This is a genomic window from Achromobacter sp. (genome assembly GCF_032102605.1).
Classification (GTDB): domain Bacteria; phylum Pseudomonadota; class Gammaproteobacteria; order Burkholderiales; family Burkholderiaceae_B; genus Achromobacter.
Window position 1 is genome coordinate 1 of record NZ_DAMDGT010000011.1, and the last position, 2,959, is coordinate 2,959.

3 protein-coding genes are annotated in these 2,959 nt (G+C 62.1%); 1 reads left to right on the top strand and 2 read right to left on the bottom strand.

Going from position 1 to position 2,959, the window contains the following annotated elements; translation table 11 throughout:
* Positions 1–422: 422 nt before the first annotated feature.
* Both RT614_RS21815 and RT614_RS21820 read right to left on the bottom strand, forming a co-directional pair.
* The gene (locus tag RT614_RS21815; protein WP_313624216.1) at positions 423–1,163 is read right to left on the bottom strand and encodes an aldolase; all 741 of its coding nucleotides are present in this window, start codon (positions 1,161–1,163) and stop codon (positions 423–425) included.
* Positions 1,164–1,196: 33 nt separating this feature from the next.
* Positions 1,197–1,910: a haloacid dehalogenase type II gene (locus RT614_RS21820; protein ID WP_313624217.1), complete on the bottom strand. Its 714-nt coding sequence runs from the start codon at positions 1,908–1,910 to the stop codon at positions 1,197–1,199.
* A 107-nt stretch (positions 1,911–2,017) separates the two neighbouring features.
* Here RT614_RS21820 and RT614_RS21825 point away from each other — a divergent pair, with 107 nt between their 5' ends.
* Complete coding sequence (locus tag RT614_RS21825) at positions 2,018–2,887, top strand: LysR substrate-binding domain-containing protein (protein ID WP_313624364.1); 870 nt, start codon at positions 2,018–2,020, stop codon at positions 2,885–2,887.
* The last annotated feature ends 72 nt before the right edge of the window (positions 2,888–2,959 follow it).

The following is a 2,959-nucleotide window of genomic DNA, read 5'->3' on the forward strand; positions in this document are numbered from 1 at the left end:
CGGACGTCTGTGAAAGTAGGTCATCGTCAGGCTTTTATTCCGCAAAACCCCGCAGTTAATCGCTGCGGGGTTTTGTCTTTGTGGCGCCGGAAGTGGCGCCAGATTTGCGCGACAGACCAGATATATTGATCGTGCAACGCGCGGATCGCGCGGCCGGACATTTGATCTGCAACGGAATTACCACGGGGCAAATCGGATTGTCGTGGCGCTGATCAACACGCGTGATCGCAAGCTTTATCCAATGAACAACCCCCTCGCGGCTGGCGCCACGAGGGGGGTTTTGTTTGTCTCCTATCTTCGACTGATCTGGTATTGACGACGCCAGCTTTGTCGGTGGAATCGCTTAGTCAAGTCACATCGGGTCAAGTCACATCGGGTCAGGGCACTTCGGGTCAGGGCACTTTGGGTCAAGCCAGTTGGGGTCAAGGCAGTTGCCGACGCAAGGCCTCGAAGAACAGCTCGGACTGATGACGTTCACTTTGGATTTGCGCCGCGACTTTGGAGGCGAGGTCCGGATTGACGGGCACCAGCGGGCGTCCGGTGGATTGCGCCAAGACCTGGGCGGTACAGGCCCGTTCCAGGAAGAAAAGATCGTCGTAGGCGTAGTCCATGCGTTCACCGCACACGACGACGCCGTGATTGCCGAGGAACACGATGTCGGCGCCTTGCATGGCGCGGGCGATCCGCTCGCCTTCGGTGACGTCGAGCGCAAGCCCGTTGTAATGCTCGTCGATGGCCAGGCGACCATGAAAGCGCATGGCGTTCTGGGACAGCGTGGTGTCCAGGCCGCGATCCGACGTAAGCGTTAGGGCTGTGGCATAGGGCATGTGCGTGTGCAGCACACAGGCTTTGCCGGCAATCCGATGGATGGCGGCGTGGATGTACATGGCGGTGGGCTCGACCTCGTGTCGCCCGGCAAGTTTGTTGCCGTGCGCGTCGACCAGCACGATGTCGTCCGCCTGGACTTCATTCCACATGAGGCCGCGGGGGTTCAGCAGGAAATGGTCGAGGTCCCCCGGTAGCGCCACGCTGAAATGATTGCAGACGCCTTCGCCCAACCCATGTGCGGCCGCTGCCCGCAGCGCCAGCGCCAGGTCCGAACGCAGCGCTGTGACGGTGTCGGCGTGAAAGAGGGCATCGGCAAAGCGGGGATCGTGATTCATGGCAGCCTTCAGGAATAGGTTGAGTGACGGGGATCAGAGCCAGCCGGCGTCATGAAACAAGCCGGGGACGCGATCCAACGTTGCTACGGTAGCGTCCGGCCGGTAGTCAGGCAAGGGTTTGCGGCCGGTGCCGCGGTCGATCCAGATGCACCGAAAGCCAATGTCGCGGGCTGCCGCGAGGTCCAGGTGGGGGCTGGCGCAAATGTGGACGACTTCGTCGGGCGTGACGCCCAGATTGCGGTGAGCGTGCGCGAATATCGTACGCGACGGCTTGTAGGCGCCAGCCTGTTCGGCGGTGATGACGCGGTCAATATGGCCGCCCAGTTGGGCGACGTTGCCCGCGATGATGTCGTCGTCCGTATTGGAGACGATGCACAGACGGAATCCCGCCGCTTTGAGACGAGCGAGGGTTTCGACAACCTCGGGGAACGGCGGCATGCGGGAGATGCTGCCCGTAAGAACCTCGGCGTCGGTGGGCCGGTAGGCCAGGCCGAAGTGCTCCATGGCCAGTCGCAGCGATTCGCGAGTCACGTCGGCGAATCGGCGATAGGGTGGCGTACGTTCGAGGCGATGCTCGTGCTCATCATAGACGTGCAGAAATTCGGCGGCGGATGGCGCCTTGGATTTGTCCGGATTGGCGTCAAGGATTCTGGCCACCGCTGCCTGCAGGCCTTCGTCCCATTGGATGAGGGTGCCATAGCAATCGAACGTGAGCCATTGCGGACGGGGTAATTGGTCAAGTGGCATGACGCTTCCTAAGTGCGTTGAAGACAACCACCAGCGTACGGAGCAGCACTATAGTTGTAAAATTAATAAAAAGACTCAACCCAGTTGTATATCGAATATCCAAGCCTATGTTGGATCTTGAACTTCTGAAGACGTTGGTCTGCGTCGTGGACGAAGGGAGTTTCACGCGAGCCGCGACTCGCGTGCACCGCACCCAGTCGACGGTCAGCCAGCAGGTGCGCAAGCTTGAACAGAGCGTCGGGAAGACGCTTGTGCTGCGGGATCGCGCCGGCGGAAATGTATCCGCGACGGAAGACGGCGAATTGATGCTGGCATATGCCCGGCGCCTGCTCGCCATTGCGGGGGAAGCCGAGCATGTGGTGTCGGCGCCGCGCGCGGCGCGCGTGATGCGGCTGGGGGTGCCCGAGGATTTCGACGTGTCGCGCCTGACCGTGTTGCTGGCGCAATTTGCGGCCAGCCACGGCGACGTGCGCCTGGAGACGGCCAGCGGCATGAGCAGCGATTTACGTGCCGGGTTGGCCTCGGGCGATCTGGATCTGGCGCTCGTCAAACGCGAACCCGGCGATGGGCCCTGTCTGGCGGCATGGCCGGAGCGTCTGGTATGGGTGGGCGGGCGAAGCCGAGACCGGGATGCTACAGCGGTGCCACTGGTTCTGTTTCCGCAGGGATGCATCTATCGCAAGCGGATGATTTACGCGCTGGAAAGCGCGGGCCGGCCGTGGCACATCGCCTATCACAGCCATAGTCTTGCGGGCGTGCAGGCCGCCGTCGCGGCGGGGCTTGGCGTGAGCCTGCTGCCGGAATTTGCATGCCTGGACACACACGTGGAGCTGGGTGAACAAGAGGGCTTCGCGCCGGTGCTGCCCACCGAGCTTGCGATCGTTACAGACCAACGCGCGCTTGGCCCAGTCGAACAAGATCTGCTGGCGGCGCTGAAGCAGGCGATCGCAGACGACGCACAAATTGCGGCGGCATAGCGCGAGCCGCTGCGATTCAATTTGGTTGCACCGCGAATCTGCGGCCGCACCGAGGCAAGCCGTCTGCGCTGG